Genomic DNA, 21,767 nt, shown 5'->3' with positions numbered 1-21,767 from the left:
GGTTTTGTGCCTGATCGCTGTGGGTGCGATACAAGTCAGGCCAAGTCCAGCGGATTACTGCTTGTAGGCCGGCAGCTGGTCGTACGGCGTCTTGCCGTTGTCCACAGGCGTGGTGGTGTCGGAGCCGGTGGTGATGTTGAAGATCGTGCCGCCGTTGTTCCCGGCACGTTTTTCCTTGGCTTCCTCGGCATTGAGGATCCAGATGTCCTGAATCAGGCCGCCGGGGTTGCGCACGTAGTTCACCACCAGTTTCTGGTTGCGCAAGGGGCCGGACAGCACAAAATGGTTGTTGACGTCGCGGATGCGCGCGCCCACCGAGAGGCGGTCCTGCTTGCCGTCCAGCGAGATCACCGGCGGCACCAGTACGACCAGTTCACCGCGAAGCGCTTTGGCGGGGAATTGACGCACATTGGGTTTGACGGGCACTTCTGTCGCTGCCGATGCTGCTGCCGACGTTACCGTCACTGCCGCTTCGGTTTGCGCCAGCGCGGGCAGGCCCAGCAGGCCGGCAGAGGCGGCCAGTGCCGCCAGGAAGGGAGTCAGACTACTGTTGCAGCGGTTCATGGTATGTGTCCAGAGGCTGTTGAATATCAAAAGGATAGCAAAGAATGCCGTGGGAGCGCCATAAAAGCCCCCGAAAACTGAAGAACACAAAGAACAAAGCCCCAGGGGAGGGGACCCTCTGGGGCTTTGAAAAGTATTCCTGGTGGTCGTAGGTGGACTTGAACCACCGACATCAGCATTATGAATGCTGCGCTCTAACCAACTGAGCTATACGACCGACAGCCGACGATTATAGCCAAAACTTGAGCGGTTTATGCCCACCCCCGTCCAAACTCACTGCGTGTAACTTGTTCCCCCCTCTAGGGGGCGGTGCCCGCGGTCTGGCAAAGCCAGTCCCGCGTCCCCCGCTCGGTTTTAGCGGTGTTTGAAGACGGGTTTGCGCTTGTTCACGAAGGCATCCATGCCCTCTTTCTGATCGTCGGTGGAAAACAACGAGTGAAACAGACGCCGCTCGAACATCACGCCGTCGCTCAGGCCGCTTTCGAAGGCGCGGTTGATGGCTTCTTTGGCGGCCATGACGCTGGTGCGGCCGAAGCCGCAGATCAGCAGCGCGGCGCCCAGGGCTTCGTCCATCAGTTTTTCCAGCGGCACCACGCGGCTTACCAGGCCGGATCGTTCGGCTTCTTGCGCATCCATCATGCGGCCGGTCAAGGCCATGTCCATGGCTTTGGATTTGCCCACAGCGCGGGGCAGGCGCTGCGTGCCGCCGGCGCCGGGGATGATGCCCAGCTTGATTTCCGGCTGGCCGAAGCGGGCGTTGTCGGCGGCGATGATGAAGTCGCACATCATGGCTAGCTCACAGCCGCCGCCCAGGGCAAAGCCGCTCACCGCCGCGATCACCGGCTTGCGCACGCTGCGGATTTGTTCCCAGTTGCGGGTGATGTAGTCCTTGTTATAGACATCGGCAAAGGTGTAGGTCGCCATGGCGCCGATGTCGGCGCCGGCGGCAAAGGCCTTTTCGCTGCCGGTCAGGATGATGCAGCCTATGCCGTCGTCGGCGTCAAAGCCTTTGAGGGCGTCGCCCAGTTCGTCCATGAGCTGGTCGTTCAGCGCATTGAGCTGCTTGGGCCGGTTCAGGGTGACGATGCCCACTTTGAGGCCTTCAGGGCCTTCGGTGCGGGTTTCAATGGTTTCGTAGGTCGTGGAAGGCATGTGAGAAGTCCTTTGAACTGAAATGCATCTCCAATGATGCCATGCGCCCGGCCGCCGCAACCCTGTCTGCAATGCTAGATTCGGGAGAGGAGACCTCTCATGACCGCATCTGATTCCACCCCTGCCAACGCCGCCGCCGACCCCACGGTTTTGTACACCACCGAGGGCGCTGCCGCCATCGTCACGCTCAACCGCCCGCAGGCGCTCAACAGTTTCACCCGGCAAATGCACCGCGAGCTGTGGGCCGCGCTGGACAAGGCCGAGGCGGACCCAAAGATACGCGCGCTCGTGATCACCGGCGCGGGCCGCGGCTTTTGCGCGGGGGCGGATCTGGCCGAGTTCGATTTCTCGCCCGGCCCCAATCGCATAGCACGCGCCGACCCCGGGCCGCTGATCGACCAGGCTTTCAACCCCACGGCACGCCGCCTGCTGGGCCTGCGCATGCCTACGGTAGCGGCTGTCAACGGCGTGGCGGCAGGTGCGGGCGCTTCGCTGGCCATGACCTGCGACATGGCGGTGGCCGCGCCCGGCGCCAGCTTTATTCAGGCCTTTAGCAAGATCGGTCTGGTGCCCGACGCCGGCAGCAGCTGGTTTCTGGTGCAAAAGCTGGGGCTGGCCCGCGCGATGGCGCTGGCCTTCACCGGTGACAAACTGCCGGCCGCGCAGGCCAAAGAGTGGGGATTGATCTGGGACGTGGCGCAAGACCCGCTGGCCGCCGCCACGGCAATGGCGCAGCGCCTGGCGGCCCTGCCCACCCGCGCGCTGGTGGCGACGCGCCAGCTCATGCGCGAGGGCGTGACCCGCACCCTGAACCAGCAGCTCGATGCCGAGCGCGACATGCAGTCGGCCCTGGGCCATACACACGATTACTTTGAGGGTGTGGCGGCTTTTCTGGAAAAGCGGCCGGCGGTGTTCAAGGGCGAATAAAGTTGTTCTCGAGCCCCCGGCGTTCAAGCCTTGGGCGCCAGCCACTGGTCCATCAGTGCCGCATCTTTCACGGCCAGGCGCCAGGTGGTGAGCGCGGGCGGCATGGCCAGCTCCAGCCGCATCAGGCGCTTGTCGCGCGAGATGAGGGCGATCACTTTTTTGGCATTGCCGGCGTAGTGCGGCAGGTCGTCGAGCCGGCTCATGCGCCAGCCGCCGTCGGCCGCGCGGCTGCCCGCTTTGGCCACGGGCTCCACGCCCAGCCATTCGTCGCCCGCTGCAAAGCCGGCGCGCTCGGCCACACCGCCGCGCAGCACCGTCTTGACCTGCACCACGCCCTGGTTCTCGGTGGCCCTGAGGCCCAGCCGCTGGGCGAGCTGCGCCGGTTCTTCCGTGACCGCCACGCCGTGCTGCTGCAGCAAATCCTTGAGCGGCAATTCGCTGCGGCCATGCACCCAGCGCAACAGCTCGCCCGCGTAAGAGCGGTGGCCGGCCGCGGCCAGCTCATCCGCAAAGTCGGCCTCGCGCATGGCGCCGGCCTTGCAGCGCAGCCATAGCGCCCGCATCACGTCGTCCAGCGTGGCGGCTTTGGCGCCGCGGTGCTCCTTGGCTTCGCCGCGCAGCGTGAGGTCAAAGCACAGCGCCACCAGCGCGCCCTTGGTGTAGTAGCTCACCGTGGCGTTGGGCGTGTTTTCGTCCTGGCGGTAGTACTTCACCCAGGCGTCAAAGCTGGCCTCGGCCACCGACTGCACCAGCCGGCCCGGCGTCTGCATGACCTGGTTGATGGTCTTGTTGAGCACCTTGAGGTAGCCCGCGTTGTCCAGCAGGCCGGCGCGGCGCAGAAAGAGGTCGTCGTAGTAGCTGGTAAAGCCCTCAAAAAACCACAGCAGGCTGGTGTAGTTTTCGCCGGCGTAGTTGTAGTGTTCAAACTCGGCCGGGCGCAGGCGCTTGACGTTCCAGGTGTGAAAGTACTCGTGGCTGATCAGGCCGCGCAGCGTGGTGTAGCCCTCGGAGGTGCGCGGCTCGCCCGTGCGGGGCAGGTCCTGGCGCTTGCAGATCAGCGCGGTGGAGTTGCGGTGCTCCAGCCCGCCGTAGCCGTCGTCCACCGCATTGACCATGAAGAGGTAATTCTGAAAGGGCGGCTTTTTCGCGCCATGCCAAAAGCGGATTTCGGCTTCGCAAATCTTCTGCGTGTCGGCCAGCAGCCGGGCGCCATCAAAGCTGGGTGTGGCCCCCGCCACCACCACGCGGTGGGGCACCCCGCGCGCGCTGAAAGTGCCGCTCCAGAACGCGCCCATCTCCACCGGGCAATCGGCCAGCTCGTCGTAGTCGGCTGCCTCATAGCTGCCGAAGCCCTGCTTGTTGACATCGCGCGCTGTGAGACCCGTGGCCAGCGACCAGCCTGAAACCGCTTTGGGCGCCGGGACTTCCAGCACATGCACTGCGGCTTCCTGGCCCTGCACCTTCAGGCACAGGCTGGTGCCATTGAAGAAACCGCGGTGGGCGTCCAGCCACGCGGTGCGTACCGAGTTGTCGTTGGCGTAAACCTCATAACGCAGCACCAGCGGCTTGGCGGGCGAACAGGCGACCTGCCAGGTGCATTTGTCCAGTTGCTCCACCTGCAGCGTGCGGCTGGTTTGCCGGGCCTCCAGGTGCTGAAGGTTTTTTGCGAACTCCCGCACCAGGTAGCTGCCCGGAATCCACACCGGTAGCGAAACGCGCTGCAGCGCCTCGGGCCGTGCGATGGTGAGCGTGACGCGAAAGAGATGGGCGTGGAGGTCGCCTATTTCGACGCGGTAGTGAAGGGGAGTGGGGGGATTTTTGGGGGTGCCTGGCATCTTGGGTAAAGAATACTCCACCTATAAGCCGATTGGAGGAGACCGAAAACGTCCAGGACGGCAAAAATTCCCAAATACCGTTGAAAGGGCTTTCCGGGTCCTCAAGGCTTTTTGGCGGCAACCAGCATTTTTTCGACTTCCTGCGCGCTGACGGCGCCGGGGGCGCGCGAGCCGTCGGCAAAGATCAGGGTAGGCGTTCCGGTGATGTTGTACTTCTGGCCGAATTCGCGGTTGCGCTTGAGGGCCGCGACATCGCACTCGGCGTTGGCCGGCGTGGTGTTGCGCAGCATCCAGTCGTTCCAGGCCTTGGCCTTGTCCTTGGCGCACCAGATGTTGCGCGACTTGGTCACGGAGTCCGGCCCCAGCACTGGGTACAGAAACAGATAAACGGTGACGTTGTCGACGTTGGTCAGGTCGCGCTCAAAACGTTTGCAGTAACCGCAGTTGGGGTCTTCAAACACCGCCAGCTTGCGTTTGCCGTCGCCGCGCACGATCTTGAAGGCGTCGGTCAGGGGCAGTTTGTCGAAATCCACCGCGCTGAGTTTTTCAACGCGCTCTTCAGTGAGGTTGCGCCGGTTTTTGACGTCGAGCAGGTTGCCCTGCAGCAGGTATTCGCCCTGCTCGTCGGTGTAGAAGATGTCAAAGCCAACACGCACTTCATAAAGCCCGCTCATCGGGGTTTTGGTTACTTCATCAATTTTTGCGAAAGCGGGGAATTTCTCCGCCAGGTTTTTGCGGATGACGGCTTCCTGGGCGAATGCCGTGGCAAGGCTCGCGGCCAGCAGGCCGAATACGGCGAGTGATTTCAAAAATTTCATCGGTGTTCCAGTAGGTATCGCTGTCTCTGACGTCTCTATAAACCCGCCGCCTGCCGCGTCAGCCAGTGCTTGAGGAAGCCGCTGCGCTCAAAACCCTTCATGCCCCAGTTGCGCAACGCCTGCCAGCGCGCGTCGGTCTGCGCAAAAATCCCGTGCAGTCCGTCGGTCACCGCGCCCATCGCCGCCACATCGGCCTTGCGCGCCCTTTCGTAGCGGCGCAGCAGCTTTTCGTCGCCCAGCCCGCGCCAATACTCACGCTTGGCAATCACACCGGCCAGGCAGGCCGCATCGGCCAGGCCCAGGTTCAGCCCCTGGCCGGCCAGCGGGTGCACCGTGTGCGCCGCGTCCCCCGCCAGAGCCCAGCCGGGGCCGACCCAATGGCCGGCGCTAGCCAGCGCCAGCGGCCAGCTTGCGCGCTCGCTGGTCAAGTGCAGCGGGCCGGTTTCCTGGCCGCACACGGCTTCCAGCGCCTGGCAAAATTCTTCCGGTGGCATTTTCTCCAGCACGGCTGCGCGCTCCACAGAGACTGACCACACCAGCGCCGCCAAGTTCCCCTGTTCGGCGGATAAAGGCAAAAGCGCCAGCACCTGGCCGCCGCTAAACCACTGGCGGGCCACGCCGCCGTGCGGTTTGGCCAGCTCAAGCCGGGCGGCGATGGCTTTTTGCGGATAAGGCTTTACGGTCCAGTTGACGGACCGAGTCAGGCCGAATTCGTCGCGGCTGGCGCTTTTCTGGCCTTCGCAGATCACGTTGAGCGCGGCTTTGGCTGGCGTGGTCACGGTTTCAATTTGCGGCTGGTAGCGCACCGCCTGGATCAACTGCTCCTCGAGCGCCGGCACATCGACGATCCAGGCGAGGGCGTCCTGGCCCACGCTGTGGGCGGTGAAGTCGAGCTTGCCGCCGTTGTCGCCCCAGACCTGCATCTCCAGCACCGGCGTGGCAAAGCGGGCTTCAGGCCAGGCACGCAGGCCTTCCAGCACGCCGCGCGAGGCGCTGTTGAGCGCATAGGCGCGCACATCGGCAACGGGGTGTGCCCCTGCGGGCTTTTCAGGCCGGGTGACCAGCGCCACGCGCAGGCGCTCACGCGCCAGCAACAGCGCCAGGGTGCGGCCCACCACGCCGTCGCCGCGAATACAGACATCAAAGGTCTTGGTCATGCCTCATTTTAGAAGGCAGTGCAAAATTGCTCCTTTGCGGCCGGCAATAGCCGCCTGATCTCCCATCGAATCTGCATTCATAAAGATAAAGGCCTGGAAGACGTGAGCGATACATCCAATAACACCGCGGCGGCCGCTGGCCAGATGCCATCCGACATCTCGGCCGTGATTTCACGCCTTTATGTCTACCCGGTGAAATCCTGCGCCGGCGTGCAGGTGCAAGACGTCATCCTGACAGAGACCGGCCTGGAATTTGACCGCGCCTGGATGGTGGTGGACGACAAAGGCCACTTCCTCACTCAGCGCGAATTGCCGCGCATGGCGCTCATCAAGCCGCAACTGAGGCACAGCGACATGGTGCTGCGCGCACCCGGCATGCTGGCGCTGCACATTGCGCTGGACCAGGTTGAGGAGCCGGTGCGCGTGCAGGTGTGGAAGGACGAAGTGCAGGCCTATGACATGGGCGCCATCGCGGCCCAGTGGTTCACCGATTTCCTCGGCCAGCCGGCGCGCCTGGTGCGCTTTGACCCCGAACACAAGCGTGTCTGCAGCCTGCAGTGGACGGGCGGCGTCGAGGCGCTCAACCAGTTCAGCGACGGCTATCCGCTGCTGGTCATCAGCGAGGCGTCGCTTGCGCAGTTCAATGAAAAGATGGTGGCCGCGGGTTCTGCGCCGGTCGGCATGGAACGTTTTCGGCCCAACATCGTGCTGGGCGATGCGCCCGGCGACCAGGAGCTGGCGCCGCATGACGAAGACCGCATCGAGCTGCTGCAGATCGCCACGGAGCAGGGCGTTGTCGAGCTCAAGCCGGTCAAACCCTGCCCGCGCTGCCCGATTCCCAATATCGACCCGGCCACCGCCACCAGCAGCCCGGAAGTGGGCGACATGCTGCAAACCTACCGCCAGGACGCCCGCGTCAATGGCGCGCTGACTTTCGGCATGAACCTCATCGTGCTGGCGGGTGTGGACCACCAGCTCAAGGTGGGCCAGGCGGCGGGCGCGAGTTACCTGTTCGAGTGACTCTTGACGGCCCGCAGCGGTGTCGGCGCGCGGCCGCCGTGCTCTGCGACTGGCGGTTTGGAGTCGCGAGGCGGCCGGGACACCCGGGGCCCGGAGTCGGCGCCGTCAAAGCCTGAATCAGCGGCAGCTCCCAGCGGCATGGGGTGCGTGAGCTCCGGCTCCAGAAAGCGGATGGGGCGGCGCGTGCGGGCGCCCATGCTGTGCAGCAAGTCGGCCAGCGCCTGCGCAATGGCTTCGTGGCTGCCCAGGCGCTCGCTCAGCAGCACACCCGCCACATGAAACTGCAGCACCACTTCCGGCTTGAGGCCTTTGAGCGGCATCAGGCCGGCGGCAATCAGGCGCGCCGAGAGTTCGGTGACCGGCGTGCGCGAGGCCACACCTTCGAGGATCAGGCCGAAGCGGGCTTCGTCGACGCGGCCCACCGTGTTGACGTCGCGCAGGATGCGGCGCAGCTTGATGACGCTGCGCAGCAGGCTTTGCTCGGCCACCGCCGTGCCCCAGGTTTTTTTGATGTAGCGGTAGTTGACCAGCTCGATGTAGACCACAGCGGCCGGCTCCTGGTAGCGCTTGGCGCGCTCTACCACCTGCATGAAGCGGTCGTGAAACAGGTGGGCCGCCAGAAGGCCCGTGAGCGCATCCTGGCTGGACATGGCCTGCTCGCGCGCTTCGACCGCATGGCGTTCGCGCGAGCGCAGGTTCAGCGCGACCAGCAGCATGGGCACTTCAATCGTGAGGCCGGCCATCAGGCCGTATTGCGACAGCCATGATGCGGAGATCAGGCCCAGGATGCTGACGACGATGAGAAGCGTCGCCAGCGCCAGCGGGGTGAAAGCCGCCAGCACCCAGAAGCCGACGATGTCCTTGCGCTGCCAGGTCAGGTAGGCCCGGCCCACACCCATCACAACGATCAGGATGAGGTAAATGCCGATCATGCGCACGCCGGACCCCCGGTCCAGCACGGTATAGACCAGGGCCAGCGGCAGGCCGGCCACGCCGACCCAGTAAGTCACCCGCTCAAAGCCCTTGTGGCGCGTCCCTATGCCGCACAGGTGGTGCACAACCAGCAGGGCCGCACCGCCGCCCAGCAGGCCCAGACAGCCTTGCGCCAGGTTGTTCCAGGCGCTGAAGTCGCTCCACAGCAAATGGCCCGCCACGCCCGTCCAGGAGGCCACCACCAGCGCCATGACGGAGGCGTAAACGGCATACCAGCCGTAGGCCTTGTCGCGGTACACCCAGCTTTGCACCGCGCAGGCCACGATCAGCAGCACCAGCGCGCCGAACACCACGCCGATGGCCAGGTATTCCAGTTGAAGCCGTTGCGCCTGCTGGCTGCGGGTGCTGACGCGGATCGGAATGCCGACTTCCGTCAGGTGCTGGATGCGCACGTAGACGTCATGCACGCCGTTGTCCCGCAGGTTCAGCTGGAACTGGCCATAGCGGCCGGGTTCTGGCCAGCTGGAGACGGCCACGGTGTCGCCGGCCGACTGGGAAGTCCAGCTTCCGCCCTGGCTGCGCTGGTAGACGGTTGCCAGGTCCAGCAGGGGCAGGGGGAATTCAAGCAGCCAGTCCTGGCGTGAGCTGGATGATTTGGTGAAGCGGTAGTGCAGCCAGAGCGCCGCCTTGGGGCCCAGCGAATAAACAGTGTCGGCTTTGGCTGGCGTGAAGGCCACGCCCGGGCGTTCGCTGGTCAGTTGCTCGATGGCGGCCGTGCCTTCCGCATCGATCCACATGAGGGCGTCGGCGCGCACGTCCATCACGGGCACGGCGTCGTTCAAGGTGAGGACGGGCTGGGCCTGCAGCGGGCCTGCCTGCAGCAAAGACCCGGCGAGCAAAAGGGTAGTAAATAGGGTGGCAAATGGGGTGGCGATTGCCTGCCATAAAGCGGCCCAACCCCGGCGGGCCGCGCATCGCATACACTTCTCAGCCTGTTTTTGAAGGTTTGTCATGAGTTTGAAGTGCGGCATTGTAGGCTTGCCTAACGTCGGAAAATCCACCCTGTTCAATGCGTTGACCAAAGCGGGGATTGCGGCTGAAAACTACCCCTTTTGCACGATTGAGCCGAATGTCGGCGTTGTCGAAGTGCCCGATCCGAGATTGGCCCAATTGGCCGAAATCGTCAAGCCCGAACGCATTGTTCCGGCCATCGTCGAGTTTGTGGACATTGCCGGCCTGGTGGCGGGCGCCAGCACGGGCGAGGGCCTGGGCAACAAATTCCTGGCCCATATCCGCGAAACCGACGCCACCATCAATGTGGTGCGCTGCTTTGAAGACGACAACGTGATTCACGTCGCCGGCAAGGTCGACCCGATTTCCGACATCGAAGTCATCCAGACCGAGCTATGCCTCGCCGACCTCGCCGCCGTTGAAAAAGCCCTGCAGCGCGTGACCAAGGTCGCGCGTTCCGGCGACAAGGAGTCCGCCAAGCTCGTCGTCATCCTCGAAAAATGCCAGGCTGCGCTCAATGAAGGCAAACCGGTGCGCACCCTGGATTTCAGCAAGGAAGACCTGCCGCTGCTCAAGCAGTTTTTCCTGATCACGGCCAAGCCGGCCATGTTTGTGGCCAACGTGGCCGAAGACGGGTTTGACAACAACCCGCTGCTGGACCGCCTCAAAGCCTATGCCGACGCCCAGAAGGCGCCTGTGGTGGCGATCTGCGCCAAGATGGAGGCCGAAATGGCCGACATGGACGAAGAAGATAAAAAGATGTTCCTCGCCGAAATCGGCCAGGACGAGCCGGGCCTTAATCGCCTGATCATCGCGGCCTACAAGCTGCTGGGCCTGCAAACCTACTTCACAGCCGGTGTGAAAGAAGTGCGCGCCTGGACCATTCATGTGGGCGACACCGGCCCGCAGGCGGCCGGCGTGATCCACACCGATTTCGAAAAAGGCTATATCCGCGCGCAGACCATCGCGTTTGGCGACTACATCAGCTTCAAGGGCGAGCAGGGCGCCAAGGATGCGGGCAAGATGCGCAGTGAAGGCAAGGAATACGTCGTCAAGGATGGCGACGTCATGAACTTCCTGTTCAGCAGCTGAATGGGGACACCCCTGTCTGGGCTCACTGCGTGTAGCCCATTCTCCCCTTGCAGGGGACGCCGCTTGTCGCCCGGCTTAGCCGGTTCGACGGCGGCACTTGATAGGACCGTGTAGATTGCACGATCGAACCTGTAAGCTTGGCCAAACGGCTTGCCAAGGCAGGCCATCCCCTTGAAACACTCGCTTTGAAAGAGCACACCATGTCCATCCAGCGCATTGAAACCGGCCCGCGCATGTCCCAGGCCGTTGTTCACAACAAAACCGTTTACCTCGCAGGCCAGGTGGCCGGTGACGATGCCGGCCCCGGCGTGTACGAACAGACCCGCAGCATCCTGGCCAATATCGACCGCCTGCTGGCGGCGGCCGGCAGCGACAAGTCGCGTCTGCTGAGCGCCACCATCTGGCTGACCGACATGGATACCTTCGGCGAAATGAACCGCGCCTGGGAAGCCTGGGTGGTGCCCGGCGCCACGCCCGCGCGTGCCACGGTCATGAGCCCGCGCCTGGCGGCGGCCAAGTACCACGTCGAAATCGGCGTGGTTGCGGCGCAAGACTAGTCGGCCCTGAAGACCCCGCCGCGATGACAGAACCTGTGCGCCTGGCCAAACGCCTGGCCGAAATGCTGTCCTGTTCACGCCGCGAGGCCGAGCAGTACATCGAAGGCGGCTGGGTCACGGTCGACGGCGTCACGGTGGAAGAGCCGCAGTTCCGCGTGCTGGACCAGGCCATAGCGCTCGACAAAAACGCCAGCCTGCTGGCGCTGACGCCGGTGACCTTGCTGCTGCACAAACCCGCGGGTTATGTGGCGGGGGCTGACGGCGCGGCCGAATCGCTGGCGCCCTTGCTGTCAGCCGCTACGCAGTCGCCTGACGACCGCTCGGGTATCCGGCCGCTCAAAAAACATTTCTCGACTGTCGAGTTGGTGACACCCCTGGCCACACCGGCCAGTGGCCTGGTCGTGCTGACGCAGGACTGGCGCGTAACACGCAAGCTGCGCGAAGACGCCCGTGTGATGGAGCATGAAGTGGTTGTCGATGTCAGCGGCGCCATCAAGCCCGGCGGCCTGGACCGGTTGAACCGCGTGGACCACGGCTTCACCTACCAGGGCGCGTTGCTGCCGCCGGCCAAGGTCAGCTGGCAAAACGAAACCCGCCTGCGGTTTGCCCTCAAGGGCGAGGTGCCGGGCCAGATCGCCTACATGTGCGAGAGCGTGGGTTTACAGGTGAACGGCATGAAGCGCTTGCGCATTGGGCGTGTGGCGATGAGCCAGCTGCCGCCGGGGCAGTGGCGCTATTTGCTGCCGCACGAACGCTTCTGATCTTGATGCGGGCTTATCCGGTGACGACACCCGGAAAGGCCCAGATCAGGCTCCCCGTCATCAGAAAGTAGCGCAGAAATTTCCCGATCGCCATGTAAGCCAGGCAAGGCCAGAACGGAAACTTGAGCCAGCCCGCTACCGCGCACAGGGGATCACCCACTATCGGCAACCAGGCCAGCAGGCAGGCTTTGGGGCCTAGCTTTTCCAGCCAGCGGATGGCGTGGCCATGGTGTGACGAATGCTGGTATTTGTCGACCACCTTGTGGGCGCCGTAGCCCATCCACCAGTCCAGCGCGCCGCCCAGCGTGTTGCCGGCCGTAGCCACCAGCACAGCCGGCCAGAACATCGCAGGGTTGAGTTTGACAAGGCCAAAGACCACGGGCTCCGAGCCCAGCGGCAGCAGCGTGGCCGAAATGAAGGACACCACAAAGACCGTGCTCAGGCCGTATTCGGGCAGGGCCAAAATTTCGATCAGGTGTTGAATCCAGGCTGGCATATATGCATTCGAGTATAGGCAGGCCGGGGCGGCTGTTGTGTCAGGAAGACGCTTACAACTCCGTGTGCAATTTTCAATTGCTGAAATTTTCAGCAGGTACAATCGTGCCTCCTTTTTCAGCAACCGGCAGCACTCCCTTTTCCATGAACATCGGCCCCTACGCTTTGGCAAACAACCTGTTTGTCGCGCCCATGGCCGGCGTGACAGACCGGCCGTTTCGCCAGCTCAGCAAAAAACTGGGCGCGGGTTATGCGGTCAGCGAGATGGTGACATCGCGCCGCGATTTGTGGGACAGCCTGAAGACTTCGCGCCGCGCTAACCATGAAGGCGAGGACGCGCCGATTGCCGTGCAGATCGCCGGCACCGATGCGCAGATGATGGCCGACGCCGCGGCCTACAACATTGACCGCGGCGCGCAGATCATCGACATCAACATGGGCTGCCCGGCCAAGAAGGTTTGCAACAAATGGGCCGGCTCGGCGCTGATGCAGGACGAAACCCTGGCGCTGCAGATCGTGGAAGCCGTGGTGGCCGCTTGTGCACCGCACAAGGTTCCCGTCACGCTCAAGATGCGCACCGGCTGGTGCCAGGCTGAAAAGAACGCACTGACGATTGCCCGCGCTGCCGAAAGCGCCGGCGTGCAAATGATTACCGTGCACGGCCGCACGCGCGAGCAGGGCTACAAGGGCGCGGCCGAGTACGACACGATTGCCGCCGTCAAGGCCGCGCTGCGTATTCCGGTGGTGGCCAACGGCGACATCAGCAGCCCAGAAAGGGCCCGTGACGTGCTGGCTTACACCGGCGCCGACGCCGTGATGATTGGCCGCGCGGCGCAAGGCCGGCCCTGGATATTTCGTGAGGTCGCGCATTTCCTGGCCACCGGCGCGCACCTGGCGCCGCCGCTGGTGGCTGAAGTTGAGCGGCTGCTGGTCGACCATTTGCGCGACCACTACACGCTCTACGGTGAATTCACCGGCGTGCGCACGGCGCGCAAGCACATCGGCTGGTACGTCAAAACACTGCCCGGTGGCGAAGCCTTTCGCGCGCGTATGAATCTGCTGGAAGACTGCGATGCGCAACTGCAGGCGGTGAGCGCGTTTTTTCAGGAATTGGGCGAGCATATGGACCGCATACCGGCCGGTGCTGAAGAGACGGGCGGCGAAAACAGCCCGGCAAAAAAGAACAGCTATAAAAACGAGGAGGAAGCTGCTGCATGAGCAAGAAACATATTGAAGAGTGCGTACGCGCCAGTCTGGAGAGTTATTTCAAGGACCTGCGTGGCATTGAGCCTGATGGCATGTACGACATGATGGTCCGGGTGGTGGAAAAACCTTTGCTCGAAGTGGTCATGCAGCACGCCGAAAACAACCAGTCGCGCGCCGCCGAATGGCTGGGCCTGAACCGCAACACCCTGCGCAAGAAGCTGGTTGAGCACAAGCTCATCAAATAACAGCCGTCAGAAAACAGGCGCCAGAGTTTCCCCTCGTTCGGCCTCATCCCATTCGGCCCGAACCGACATCCTTTTGAGAAGACCACCATGAATGCATTGATCTCCGTTTCCGACAAAACCGGCATCCTCGAATTTGCACAGGCACTGCACGCCCTGGGCATCAAGCTGCTTTCCACCGGCGGCACCGCCAAGCTGCTGGCCGATGCGGGCCTGCCCGTAACCGAAGTCGCCGACCACACCGGCTTTCCGGAAATGCTGGACGGCCGCGTCAAGACCCTGCACCCCAAGATCCACGGCGGCCTGCTGGCCCGCCGCGATTTTCCGGAACACATGGCGGCGATCAAAGAACACGACATCGCCACCATCGATTTGCTGGTCGTCAATCTCTACCCGTTTGAGGCGACCGTGGCCAAGCCCGGCTGCACGCTGGAAGATGCGATTGAAAACATCGACATCGGCGGACCGGCCATGGTGCGCTCTGCCGCCAAGAACTGGAAAGACGTGGGCGTGCTGACCGACGCATCGCAATACGAAGGTGTGCTGGCCGAACTCAAGGCCGGCGGCAAGCTGACCGACAAGACCAAATTTGCGCTGTCAGTGGCGGCGTTTAACCGCATCAGCCAGTACGACGGCGCGATCAGCGACTACCTTTCCGGCATCCAGGCCGACGGCAGCCATGGCATGTTCCCCGGCCAGGCCAATGGCCGCTTCATCAAGGTGCAAGACCTGCGCTACGGCGAAAACTCGCATCAGCAGGCCGCGCTGTACCGCGACCTGTACCCCGCGCCCGGCTCGCTGGTCACGGCCAAACAGTTGCAGGGCAAAGAGCTTTCGTACAACAACATCGCCGATGCCGATGCTGCCTGGGAATGCGTCAAGAGCTTTGACCTCATCAAGGACGGCGCCGCCTGCGTGATCGTCAAGCACGCCAACCCCTGCGGCGTGGCTGTGGGCAAGGACGGCCTGGAGGCCTACAGCAAGGCCTTCAAGACCGACCCGACCTCGGCTTTCGGCGGCATCATCGCCCTTAACTGCCCGCTGGACGAACGTGCCGCGCAGCAGATTTCAAAGCAGTTTGTCGAAGTGCTGATGGCCCCGGCCTTCACGCCTGAAGCGCTGGAAGTCTTCAAGAGCAAGGTCAATGTGCGCATCCTGCAGATCGACCTGCCGCCCGGCGGCGACACTGCCTGGAAGCAAGGCCGCAACCTGATGGACGTCAAGCGCGTGGGTTCGGGCCTCTTGATGCAAACCGCCGATAACCATGAACTCTCTATTGGTGACCTGAAAGTCGTCAGCAAGCTGCAACCCACCCAAGAGCAGCTTCACGACATGCTGTTTGCCTGGAAGGTCGCCAAATACGTCAAGTCCAACGCCATCGTGTTCTGCGCCGACGGCATGACGCAGGGCGTAGGCGCCGGCCAGATGAGCCGCATCGACTCCGCCCGCATCGCCTCCATCAAGGCGGCCAATGCGGGGCTGACATTGCAGGGCTCGGTGGTGGCGAGCGACGCCTTCTTCCCGTTCCGTGACGGGCTCGACGTGGTGGTGGATGCAGGGGCCTCTTGCGTGATCCAGCCTGGCGGCAGCATGCGGGACGACGAAGTCATCGCCGCTGCGAATGAACGCGAAGTGGTGATGGTGTTGACCGGGGTGCGCCACTTCCGGCACTGAGTTGTGAGAAGGCCCGGTTTTCCATCCGGGCCTTGTCTTCGCCCGCCAAGGGCTGGGCGGCCGACTCAGGCCGCGGCGAAAAACTTTGCTGCCGCGTCTACTGTGGTTTCAATGTCCGCCGCCGTGTGCGCCGAGCTGACGAAGGCTGCTTCATACAGCGCGGGCGCGTAGTACACGCCGCTGTCCAGCATCGCGTGAAAGAAGCGGTTGAACGCCGGGCTATCAGTGGTCATCACGGTGGCGTAGTTCTGCGGCAACTGCCCGAGCAGGAAAAAGCCAAACATGCCGCCTTCGCTGTCACCGCAAAACGGAACGCCCGCTTTGTTGGCTGCCTGCGTAAGGCCTGCGACCAGGCTGCGCGTGCGTTCGCCCAGCGCTTCGTAGAAACCGGGTTTGGCGATTTCCCGCAGGGTGGCCAGCCCGCAAGCCGTGGCCACCGGGTTGCCTGACAGCGTGCCGGCCTGGTAGACCGGGCCCAGTGGCGCCAGTTGCTCCATCACGGCGCGTGTGCCGCCAAAGGCCGCCAGCGGCATGCCGCCGCCAATCACTTTGCCCATGACCGTCATGTCGGGCTTGAAACCCGGGATGCTGCGGGCATAAACGCTTTGCGCGCCGCCCAGGGCCACGCGGAACCCCGTCATCACTTCGTCAAACACCAGCAAAGCGCCATGCTGCGTGCACAGCTCGCGGCAGCGTTTCATGAAAGGCACACTTGCCCGCACAAAATTCATGTTGCCGGCGATCGGCTCGATCATCAGGCAGGCGATGTCTTTGCCGTGCAACGCAAAGGCCTCTTCGAGCTGGGCAAGATGGTTGTATTCGAGCACCAGGGTGTGCTGCACCACCTCGGGCGGCACGCCGGCGCTGGTCGGGTTGCCGAAGGTGGCCAGGCCAGAGCCGGCTTTGACAAGCAGGGCGTCGGCATGGCCGTGGTAGCAGCCTTCAAATTTGATGATCTTGCTGCGCCCGGTGGCGCCGCGCGCCAGACGGATCGCGCTCATGGCCGCTTCCGTGCCGGAGCTGACCAGGCGCACCATCTCAAGCGAAGGCACCAGGCGCACGATTTCTTCGGCCAGTTCGACTTCGCGTTCGGTAGGTGCTCCGTAGGAAAAACCTTCCAGGGCGGCTTTTTGCACGGCCTCGAGCACCGCAGGATGACCGTGACCCAGGATCATGGGGCCCCAGGAGCCGATGTAGTCGATGTAACGTTTGCCGTCGGCGTCCCAGAAGTAGGCGCCCTGGGCGCGCTGCACGAAGCGTGGGGTGCCGCCGACGGCCTTGAAGGCCCGGACCGGGGAGTTGACACCGCCGGGGATCAGTTTTTTGGCGCGTTCAAAGAGGGCGTCGTTGCGGGAGGCTGTCTGCGGGGTAGCGGGCTTAGTGTTTGGTTGTTCCATTGGGGGGCAGGTCAAGGGTGGATGTGGACGTCAGGTCGATGTCGTCGCTGGCATCGCCCGCATCTTCCCCGGTTTCATCTTCAGGGTCGACGTCGGCCTGCGCCCAGAACAGGCGGTCGGGCACGATGTTGCCCATGCCGGGGTGAAAGCCGGCATCCAGACTGTGATCCAGGAAGGTCAGGGCTTCAGCGGTGGCCGCCTGCAAGTCGTGGCCGTTGGCCAGCAAAGCGCATAGCGCGGCGGACAAGGTGTCGCCGGCGCCCGCGAACACGGCCTCAAAGCGTTCAAATTTCTCGCTGTAAAGCACCGCTTGCGGGGTGGCCAGCACGTTGTCGATGAACTGGTCGGGCATGGGGATGCCGGTCACCAGGGTGTAAGGCACGCCCAGGTCGGCTGCGGCCTTGGCGATGTCGCGGGCTGAGGGGTTTCGCTCGCCCGGCCAGTCCGGCAGGAGCCAGCGCCACAGGCTGCTGTGGTTGCCGACCAACACCGTGGTCTGGGGCAGCATCAATTCGCGAAAGGCGTCCAGGTAACTGTCGATTTCGCTTTCTTCCCACCATGCGAGATTGGGCATGTAAGCGATCAGCGGAACATCGGCATAATCCGAGGCGATTTCGGCGATGGTGGAGATGTTCTCGGGGCTGCCGACAAACCCGACCTTGATGGCGGCAACGGGCATGTCTTCCAGCGCCGAACGGGCCTGGTCTGTTACAGCTTCTTCATCGAAGGCAAAGTGGTCGAAAATCTCGGCCGTATCGCGAACATAAGCGCCTGTTACAACCGCCAGCGGATGCGCGCCCGCAGACGTGATGGATGCAATATCGGCTGTCAAGCCACCGGCTCCGCTGGGGTCGTTGGCATTGAATGTCATCACGCAGGCTGGTGATGCGTCCGTGTCCTCGATTTGGAGCTGTCGGCTGTCCAGTTGAGGGGTTTTGGGGTTTGCCATAGGCTGCGATTTTGCCTTGTACGCGAATAAGCAACGCCGCCTCGATACAATTGTTGCATTCTATTCGAAGGCAACTTAAGCTGTGACTCAATCAATGACGTGGATGTGTTTAATTTGTGGGTGGATTTACGACGAAGCTGCCGGCGCTCCGGAACATGGGATTGCCGCCGGGACGCCCTGGGCCCAAGTGCCAATGAACTGGACCTGCCCCGAATGCGGTGCACGCAAAGAAGATTTTGAAATGGTTCAGATATAAACAAGCGTTTTGGGCACTAGCCTGAACAATCGCAGGGCGGCCTGTTCGGCCGGGGCCTGCAACATGAGGAGCATAGGCAGTGAGCATTCCCAGTTCCGGACTGAAGGTTTTGGTCATCGATGACAGCAACACCATCCGGCGTAGCGCCGAGATATTCCTGAAACAGGGTGGCCATGAAGTATTGCTGGCCGAAGACGGCTTTGACGCCCTGTCCAAGGTCAATGACTACGAACCCAATCTGATTTTCTGCGACATTTTGATGCCCCGTCTGGATGGCTATCAAACGTGTGCGATTATCAAGCGCAATGTGAAGTTTTCCGCCGTTCCCATTGTGATGCTGTCCTCCAAGGACGGCGTTTTCGACAAGGCGCGAGGTCGTATGGTGGGTTCACAGGACTACCTGACCAAGCCCTTTACCAAAGATCAGCTGCTGCAGACCGTTCAGGAACTGGGCAGCGCTAAACAAGGAGTAGTGTGATGGCAATCAAGAAAATACTGGTGGTGGACGACTCCAAAACCGAACTGATGTTTCTGACAGATCTGCTGGTCAAAAATGGTTTTACCGTTAAAACCGCTGAAAACGCAGAAGATGCATTTCGCCGCCTGGCGGAAGACAAACCCGAACTGATCCTGATGGACGTGGTGATGCCCGGCCAAAACGGCTTTCAGCTGACCCGGGCCATCACGCGTGACCCGCTCTATTCGGATATCCCCATCATGATGTGCACCAGCAAAAACCAGGAAACCGACCGGGTCTGGGGCATGCGTCAGGGTGCCCGTGACTACATCACCAAACCGGTGGATGCAGACGAGCTGATGGCCAAAATCAAGGCCCTCGGCTGATCGTTAAGGCGTAAAACCACAGCATGGCGAATAGACAAGCCCTTAGAGAACTCCAAACCCGGCTGGCCGACAGGCTGCAGATTGCGCGGACGCAAGGTGTTGCTGCATCCTGGCTGGCTGTGGAAGCCGGCGGGAAGAAGTACCTGTTTCCCCTGAGTCAGTCCGGTGAAATTTTCCCATGGGTGAGTACGCAGCCTGTGCCGTACACACAGGCCTGGTTCGCCGGTGTCGCCAATCTGCGGGGCGGCCTGTTCGGCGTGGTCGATCTGGCGAGCTACGTCAGCGGCAAGGCGCCCCCACCCAAAAATGAGTTGGCACGTACAGACTCCAGGCTTGTTGCGCTCAACAGCGCCCTGGAGGTCAATTGCGCATTGTTGATCGACAAACTTTCCGGGCTTCGCAACCAGGAAGCGTTCAGCGACTTCTCCGAAAAAGCGCCCGACGCCCCCGATTTCTTTGGCAACCAGTATGTGGACCTCAATGGCGCCACCTGGCAGGAAATCAACCTTCAGTTACTTGCCCAGCAAGCCCATTTTTTGACGATAGGCGCATAGCGCACACTGTTTCTCCCCGGAAGGCTCACCATGTCTGTTATTGAAAATATCCAGAAGCTGTTTAAAACCAAATCCGTCCAACCTGAAGACAGCATGGACATGGCTTCCGTCGGCACGCCAGATCCTCTTGCAACCGGTGCCATGGATGAGGCCTCCCTGCAGACTGCGGCGGTACGCCAGGCAGGCGGCAACGACGACGCTTTTCCGGCCAGCCGCATCGCCACGGCTGAAGATGCGCCACCCGCCGAAGCCGCCGATCTGCTGTTTCTGCCCGTGCTGGGCCGCCGGACCATGGGTCAGCACCAGCGCATTTTGGTGTTCCTGCTGGCTATTTTCGTGGCGGTTCTGGGTACGGTGACCTTCCTGGCACTGAATCAGGCTGACAAAGTCGCTCAACAGGTGGCTGCAACCGGTCAGTCCCTGATGCAGTCGCAGCGACTGGCGAAATCCGTGTCGCAGGCGCTGGTGGGCAGTGCCCAGGCTTTCCCTGACGTGCGCGAAAGCTCTGAAGTTCTGTCCAAAACCGTGCGCGGCCTGAAGTCCGGCGAAGACAGCCTGCGTCTGGCCCCGGTGGGCGAAGAATTGCAAGGTGACGTGGAAAAAGTCACCCCCTTCATGGAGCGCGCTGAAAAGAACGCCAAGACCGTGATGGGTCAACAGAACATTCTGACGCAGGTGGGTAACGCTCTGCGCACCATTAACCGCCAGTCTTCGGACTTGCTGGAAATCGCGGAAACCGTGTCGTCGCTCAAGCTCCAGCAGAATGCGGCGCCGGCGGAAATCTCGGCCTCCGGCCAGCTGGTGATGTTGACCCAGCGTATCGGTAAGTCTGCCAATGAGTTCTTGACGATGGAGGGTGTGAGCCCCGAAGCCGTGTTCTTGCTGGGTAAGGACTTGAATTCGTTCAAGGAAATTGCTCAAGGCCTGCAAGAAGGCAGCCCCGAACTGCGTCTCGCCGGCTCCAAGGACCCGCAGACCCGCGAACGCCTGGAAGCCCTGATGGCGCTTTATGAACAAACGCGCGTGCAAGCCGGCGCCATTCTGGGTAACTTGCAGGGCCTGGTGTCCGCCCGTGAAGCGCAGTCTTCGATTATTGCGGACAGCGAACCCCTTCGCCGTGGTCTGGAAGACCTGCAGGGCAAGCTGTCGTCGCAAACGGGTTTGAGCGTGGTTTCACTGGCCATCCTCGCAGGTGCCGCTTTCCTTGCGCTGTTGTGCGCAGCCGGTTTGGCCCGTTTGCAGGTGCAGGACAGTCAACAGCGTCAGGCAGTTGCTGAAACCCAGCGTCAGGAAGCCAAGGGGCAGGAGCAGGACGCCAAGCGCGTCAATGACGCCAACCAGGCCGCCATTTTGCGATTGATGAATGAGTTGCAGACAGTGGCTGAAGGTGACTTGACGCAGGAAGCAACCGTGACCGAAGACATTACCGGCGCTATCGCCGACTCGGTGAACTACACGGTGGAAGAGTTGCGGCAGCTGGTAGGTAACGTACAGAACACGGCTACCCGCGTTGCACAGACGACGGCGCAGGTGGAAAGCACGTCCACCGAACTGCTGGCGGCTTCGACCGAGCAGCTGCGCGAAATTCGCGAAACCGGCCAGTCGGTGCTTGATATGGCGTCCCGAATTAATGAAGTGTCCACACAGGCGCAGGAATCTTCCCAGGTGGCGCGCCAATCGCTGACTGCCGCCGAGTCCGGCCTGCAGGCTGTGCAAAACGCCATCGGTGGTATGAACTCCATCCGTGACCAGATCCAGGAAACCTCCAAGCGGATCAAGCGACTCGGTGAGTCGTCACAGGAGATTGGTGAAATTACCGAACTGATTTCCGACATTACCGAACAGACCAACGTGCTGGCGCTGAATGCAGCTATTCAGGCCGCGTCAGCCGGTGAAGCCGGACGAGGCTTCTCGGTGGTTGCGGAAGAAGTGCAGCGACTGGCTGAACGTTCCGCAGATGCTACGCGTCAGATTTCGGCCCTGGTGAAAGCCATTCAGACCGACACCCAGGATGCTGTGGCCGCTATGGAACGCTCCACGCAGGGTGTGGTTGAAGGGGCCAAACTGTCCGATAACGCGGGTACCGCACTGACCGAGATTGACCAGGTGTCACGCCGGCTTGCTGACCTGATTGAGCAGATTTCGAATTCCGCCTCCCGCGAAGCCGCATCGGCCAACGTGGTGGCCGGTAACATCCAGCACATTTTTGCGGTGACGGAGCAAACGGGAGAAGGTACCCGCTCCACGGCGCAGCAGGTGCGAGATCTTTCCCGCATGGCTGAAGAGCTGCGCCAGTCGGTGTCCCGATTCAAGATCGCCTGATG

The 21,767-nt window shown here is 62.3% G+C and carries 22 protein-coding genes and 1 tRNA gene; 13 read left to right on the top strand and 10 right to left on the bottom strand.

Features of this window, described 5'->3' with window-relative positions:
- Window positions 1-54: 54 nt before the first annotated feature.
- The 3 genes from BM408_RS18995 to BM408_RS18985 all read right to left on the bottom strand — a co-directional run bounded on the left by BM408_RS18995 (window position 55) and on the right by BM408_RS18985 (window position 1,716).
- Window positions 55-564, bottom strand: a complete 510-nt coding sequence (locus tag BM408_RS18995; protein WP_092131876.1) for a hypothetical protein — start codon at window positions 562-564, stop codon at window positions 55-57.
- 140 nt (window positions 565-704) lie between these two features.
- Window positions 705-781 (bottom strand) — tRNA-Met (locus BM408_RS18990).
- Window positions 782-918: 137 nt separating this feature from the next.
- Window positions 919-1,716, bottom strand: a complete 798-nt coding sequence (locus tag BM408_RS18985; protein ID WP_092131875.1) for an enoyl-CoA hydratase — start codon at window positions 1,714-1,716, stop codon at window positions 919-921.
- Between the two features lie 99 nt (window positions 1,717-1,815).
- Here BM408_RS18985 and BM408_RS18980 point away from each other — a divergent pair, with 99 nt between their 5' ends.
- Entirely contained in the window at window positions 1,816-2,643 is an 828-nt protein-coding gene (locus BM408_RS18980; protein WP_254774881.1) for an enoyl-CoA hydratase-related protein, read from the top strand.
- Between the two features lie 23 nt (window positions 2,644-2,666).
- On the opposite strand, the gene BM408_RS18975 is transcribed toward BM408_RS18980, so the two are convergent.
- From BM408_RS18975 to BM408_RS18965, 3 genes are all read right to left on the bottom strand, one after another.
- On the bottom strand, window positions 2,667-4,478 hold the full coding sequence (locus BM408_RS18975; RefSeq protein ID WP_092131873.1) for a M61 family metallopeptidase: 1,812 nt from the start codon (window positions 4,476-4,478) through the stop codon (window positions 2,667-2,669).
- A gap of 101 nt (window positions 4,479-4,579) precedes the next feature.
- A complete protein-coding gene (locus tag BM408_RS18970) occupies window positions 4,580-5,296 on the bottom strand; it encodes a DsbC family protein (RefSeq protein WP_092131872.1) in 717 nt (238 codons plus the stop codon).
- A 35-nt stretch (window positions 5,297-5,331) separates the two neighbouring features.
- Window positions 5,332-6,453, bottom strand: a complete 1,122-nt coding sequence (locus BM408_RS18965; protein WP_092131870.1) for an FAD-dependent monooxygenase — start codon at window positions 6,451-6,453, stop codon at window positions 5,332-5,334.
- Window positions 6,454-6,597: 144 nt separating this feature from the next.
- Here BM408_RS18965 and BM408_RS18960 point away from each other — a divergent pair, with 144 nt between their 5' ends.
- Window positions 6,598-7,473 (top strand): MOSC domain-containing protein, encoded by an 876-nt coding sequence (locus BM408_RS18960; RefSeq protein ID WP_092132044.1) that lies wholly within the window; start codon window positions 6,598-6,600, stop codon window positions 7,471-7,473.
- On the opposite strand, the gene BM408_RS18955 is transcribed toward BM408_RS18960, so the two are convergent.
- Window positions 7,458-9,305: a sensor domain-containing diguanylate cyclase gene (locus BM408_RS18955; RefSeq protein WP_175541843.1), complete on the bottom strand. Its 1,848-nt coding sequence runs from the start codon at window positions 9,303-9,305 to the stop codon at window positions 7,458-7,460. The two genes, BM408_RS18960 and BM408_RS18955, sit on opposite strands and share 16 nt — an antisense overlap.
- Window positions 9,306-9,417: 112 nt before the next feature.
- Here BM408_RS18955 and ychF point away from each other — a divergent pair, with 112 nt between their 5' ends.
- The 3 genes from ychF to BM408_RS18940 all read left to right on the top strand — a co-directional run bounded on the left by ychF (window position 9,418) and on the right by BM408_RS18940 (window position 11,827).
- Window positions 9,418-10,509: a redox-regulated ATPase YchF gene (gene ychF, locus BM408_RS18950; protein WP_092131867.1), complete on the top strand. Its 1,092-nt coding sequence runs from the start codon at window positions 9,418-9,420 to the stop codon at window positions 10,507-10,509.
- A gap of 200 nt (window positions 10,510-10,709) precedes the next feature.
- On the top strand, window positions 10,710-11,066 hold the full coding sequence (locus tag BM408_RS18945; protein WP_092131866.1) for a RidA family protein: 357 nt from the start codon (window positions 10,710-10,712) through the stop codon (window positions 11,064-11,066).
- A gap of 23 nt (window positions 11,067-11,089) precedes the next feature.
- Window positions 11,090-11,827, top strand: coding sequence for an rRNA pseudouridine synthase (locus BM408_RS18940; RefSeq protein WP_092131864.1), 738 nt, complete (start codon window positions 11,090-11,092; stop codon window positions 11,825-11,827).
- A 13-nt stretch (window positions 11,828-11,840) separates the two neighbouring features.
- Here the strand turns inward: BM408_RS18940 and BM408_RS18935 are convergent, their stop codons facing one another.
- Window positions 11,841-12,323 carry a YqaA family protein gene (locus BM408_RS18935; protein WP_092131863.1) on the bottom strand — a complete coding sequence of 161 codons (483 nt, stop codon included), beginning with the start codon at window positions 12,321-12,323 and terminating at the stop codon, window positions 11,841-11,843.
- Window positions 12,324-12,466: 143 nt separating this feature from the next.
- Between BM408_RS18935 and dusB the strand changes: the two genes are divergently transcribed.
- The 3 genes from dusB to purH all read left to right on the top strand — a co-directional run bounded on the left by dusB (window position 12,467) and on the right by purH (window position 15,444).
- Window positions 12,467-13,540, top strand: coding sequence for a tRNA dihydrouridine synthase DusB (dusB, locus tag BM408_RS18930; RefSeq protein ID WP_092131861.1), 1,074 nt, complete (start codon window positions 12,467-12,469; stop codon window positions 13,538-13,540).
- Entirely contained in the window at window positions 13,537-13,773 is a 237-nt protein-coding gene (locus tag BM408_RS18925; protein WP_092131860.1) for a Fis family transcriptional regulator, read from the top strand. Before dusB ends, BM408_RS18925 begins: the two co-directional genes overlap by 4 nt.
- An 87-nt stretch (window positions 13,774-13,860) precedes the next feature.
- Window positions 13,861-15,444 carry a bifunctional phosphoribosylaminoimidazolecarboxamide formyltransferase/IMP cyclohydrolase gene (purH, locus tag BM408_RS18920; RefSeq protein WP_092131858.1) on the top strand — a complete coding sequence of 528 codons (1,584 nt, stop codon included), beginning with the start codon at window positions 13,861-13,863 and terminating at the stop codon, window positions 15,442-15,444.
- Between the two features lie 65 nt (window positions 15,445-15,509).
- Here purH and hemL read toward each other — a convergent pair whose 3' ends face one another.
- Window positions 15,510-16,841 (bottom strand): glutamate-1-semialdehyde 2,1-aminomutase, encoded by a 1,332-nt coding sequence (gene hemL, locus BM408_RS18915; protein ID WP_092131856.1) that lies wholly within the window; start codon window positions 16,839-16,841, stop codon window positions 15,510-15,512.
- Window positions 16,822-17,790: a bifunctional hydroxymethylpyrimidine kinase/phosphomethylpyrimidine kinase gene (locus BM408_RS18910; RefSeq protein ID WP_092131855.1), complete on the bottom strand. Its 969-nt coding sequence runs from the start codon at window positions 17,788-17,790 to the stop codon at window positions 16,822-16,824. The genes hemL and BM408_RS18910 overlap by 20 nt, the downstream gene beginning before the upstream one ends.
- Window positions 17,791-17,872: 82 nt before the next feature.
- On the opposite strand from BM408_RS18910, the gene BM408_RS18905 reads away from it, so the two are divergent.
- The 5 genes from BM408_RS18905 to BM408_RS18885 all read left to right on the top strand — a co-directional run bounded on the left by BM408_RS18905 (window position 17,873) and on the right by BM408_RS18885 (window position 21,765).
- The gene (locus BM408_RS18905; protein WP_092131853.1) at window positions 17,873-18,046 is read left to right on the top strand and encodes a rubredoxin; all 174 of its coding nucleotides are present in this window, start codon (window positions 17,873-17,875) and stop codon (window positions 18,044-18,046) included.
- Window positions 18,047-18,125: 79 nt separating this feature from the next.
- Window positions 18,126-18,524, top strand: a complete 399-nt coding sequence (locus BM408_RS18900; protein WP_092131852.1) for a response regulator — start codon at window positions 18,126-18,128, stop codon at window positions 18,522-18,524.
- On the top strand, window positions 18,524-18,889 hold the full coding sequence (locus BM408_RS18895; RefSeq protein WP_007864987.1) for a response regulator transcription factor: 366 nt from the start codon (window positions 18,524-18,526) through the stop codon (window positions 18,887-18,889). Before BM408_RS18900 ends, BM408_RS18895 begins: the two co-directional genes overlap by 1 nt.
- A 23-nt stretch (window positions 18,890-18,912) precedes the next feature.
- Window positions 18,913-19,443: a chemotaxis protein CheW gene (locus BM408_RS18890; RefSeq protein ID WP_092131850.1), complete on the top strand. Its 531-nt coding sequence runs from the start codon at window positions 18,913-18,915 to the stop codon at window positions 19,441-19,443.
- 30 nt (window positions 19,444-19,473) lie between these two features.
- On the top strand, window positions 19,474-21,765 hold the full coding sequence (locus BM408_RS18885; RefSeq protein ID WP_092131848.1) for a methyl-accepting chemotaxis protein: 2,292 nt from the start codon (window positions 19,474-19,476) through the stop codon (window positions 21,763-21,765).
- The last annotated feature ends 2 nt before the right edge of the window (window positions 21,766-21,767 follow it).

It is taken from the genome of Polaromonas sp. YR568 (assembly GCF_900116715.1).
In the GTDB taxonomy this organism is placed as follows: domain Bacteria; phylum Pseudomonadota; class Gammaproteobacteria; order Burkholderiales; family Burkholderiaceae_C; genus Polaromonas.
Note: the sequence above shows the minus strand (reverse complement) of the source record. Positions and strands in the feature narration are given on the sequence as shown.

Bases quoted from the DNA above. Each gene is read 5' to 3' on its own strand.
- BM408_RS18995 (WP_092131876.1), bottom strand. From the start codon at position 564: ATGAACCGCTGCAACAGTAGTCTGACTCCCTTCCTGGCGGCACTGGCC.
- BM408_RS18985 (WP_092131875.1), bottom strand. From the start codon at position 1,716: ATGCCTTCCACGACCTACGAAACCATTGAAACCCGCACCGAAGGCCCT.
- BM408_RS18980 (WP_254774881.1), top strand. From the start codon at position 1,816: ATGACCGCATCTGATTCCACCCCTGCCAACGCCGCCGCCGACCCCACG.
- BM408_RS18975 (WP_092131873.1), bottom strand. From the start codon at position 4,478: ATGCCAGGCACCCCCAAAAATCCCCCCACTCCCCTTCACTACCGCGTC.
- BM408_RS18970 (WP_092131872.1), bottom strand. From the start codon at position 5,296: ATGAAATTTTTGAAATCACTCGCCGTATTCGGCCTGCTGGCCGCGAGC.
- BM408_RS18965 (WP_092131870.1), bottom strand. From the start codon at position 6,453: ATGACCAAGACCTTTGATGTCTGTATTCGCGGCGACGGCGTGGTGGGC.
- BM408_RS18960 (WP_092132044.1), top strand. From the start codon at position 6,598: ATGCCATCCGACATCTCGGCCGTGATTTCACGCCTTTATGTCTACCCG.
- ychF (WP_092131867.1), top strand. From the start codon at position 9,418: ATGAGTTTGAAGTGCGGCATTGTAGGCTTGCCTAACGTCGGAAAATCC.
- BM408_RS18945 (WP_092131866.1), top strand. From the start codon at position 10,710: ATGTCCATCCAGCGCATTGAAACCGGCCCGCGCATGTCCCAGGCCGTT.
- BM408_RS18940 (WP_092131864.1), top strand. From the start codon at position 11,090: ATGACAGAACCTGTGCGCCTGGCCAAACGCCTGGCCGAAATGCTGTCC.
- BM408_RS18935 (WP_092131863.1), bottom strand. From the start codon at position 12,323: ATGCCAGCCTGGATTCAACACCTGATCGAAATTTTGGCCCTGCCCGAA.
- dusB (WP_092131861.1), top strand. From the start codon at position 12,467: ATGAACATCGGCCCCTACGCTTTGGCAAACAACCTGTTTGTCGCGCCC.
- BM408_RS18925 (WP_092131860.1), top strand. From the start codon at position 13,537: ATGAGCAAGAAACATATTGAAGAGTGCGTACGCGCCAGTCTGGAGAGT.
- purH (WP_092131858.1), top strand. From the start codon at position 13,861: ATGAATGCATTGATCTCCGTTTCCGACAAAACCGGCATCCTCGAATTT.
- hemL (WP_092131856.1), bottom strand. From the start codon at position 16,841: ATGGAACAACCAAACACTAAGCCCGCTACCCCGCAGACAGCCTCCCGC.
- BM408_RS18910 (WP_092131855.1), bottom strand. From the start codon at position 17,790: ATGGCAAACCCCAAAACCCCTCAACTGGACAGCCGACAGCTCCAAATC.
- BM408_RS18895 (WP_007864987.1), top strand. From the start codon at position 18,524: ATGGCAATCAAGAAAATACTGGTGGTGGACGACTCCAAAACCGAACTG.
- BM408_RS18890 (WP_092131850.1), top strand. From the start codon at position 18,913: ATGGCGAATAGACAAGCCCTTAGAGAACTCCAAACCCGGCTGGCCGAC.
- BM408_RS18885 (WP_092131848.1), top strand. From the start codon at position 19,474: ATGTCTGTTATTGAAAATATCCAGAAGCTGTTTAAAACCAAATCCGTC.